Source organism: Roseovarius sp. D22-M7, from assembly GCF_037083785.1.
GTDB lineage: Bacteria > Pseudomonadota > Alphaproteobacteria > Rhodobacterales > Rhodobacteraceae > Roseovarius.
Genome location: NZ_JBAPKY010000220.1, coordinates 1 through 646, shown reverse-complemented (window position 1 = coordinate 646; position 646 = coordinate 1). Strand labels below are relative to the sequence as shown.

Below are 646 nucleotides of genomic sequence, written 5' to 3'. Positions count from 1 at the left end.
GACGGCGCTGGTCGCGGCGGTCGGTGACCGGAGTTGCTTCGAGAACGGACGCCAGTTTGCCGCCTGGCTCGGACTGGTTCCCAGGCAAAGGTCGAGGGGCGGGAAGCCCCGGCTGTTCGGAATCGGCAAACGTGGCGATCGATATCTGCGCACCCTGATGATCCATGGTGCGAGGGCCGTTCTCGGCAAAGCCCAGGGCAAGGAGGATCCCAGAGGCCAATGGATCGGCAGGATGCGGGAGCGGCGGCATCCGAACATTGTCGCTGTCGCTCTTGCCAGCAAGAATGCCAGGATCGTGTGGTCGATCTTGTCACGAGGCGAGACATGTCGTCCGGCCGAGACTGTATCGCCGAGCTGAGGAAAGCGAAGCAACACCCCGGGGCAAGGAGGACGTTTCCGACAGAATTGCAGCAACCCGGCAGGAGATGGTGAAGGGATACGACCCGTCGCTTCTTGAACCTGATGCGTGGACCGGCAAGGCCGATGCCCATGTCTTGGAGCCATTGAGGGAGAGGCGCGCGGAAATCCATCGGGGCCCGCGGCGACGATGTATCGGGCCGCTCTGAGAAGCCGGATATACGTCGGCAATCGTGATCACCGAACCAGACCCGACCAGACCGTTGCAATCAGGCGGGGTCCATATACA

1 protein-coding gene is annotated in these 646 nt (G+C 62.4%); it reads left to right on the top strand.

All coding sequences use genetic code 11. The annotated features are described in order from the left end of the window. Window positions 1-358, top strand: a 358-nt coding sequence (locus V8324_RS22240; protein ID WP_336422041.1) for a transposase, incomplete at its 5' end; no start/stop codon positions are given. Window positions 359-646 lie beyond the last annotated feature (288 nt).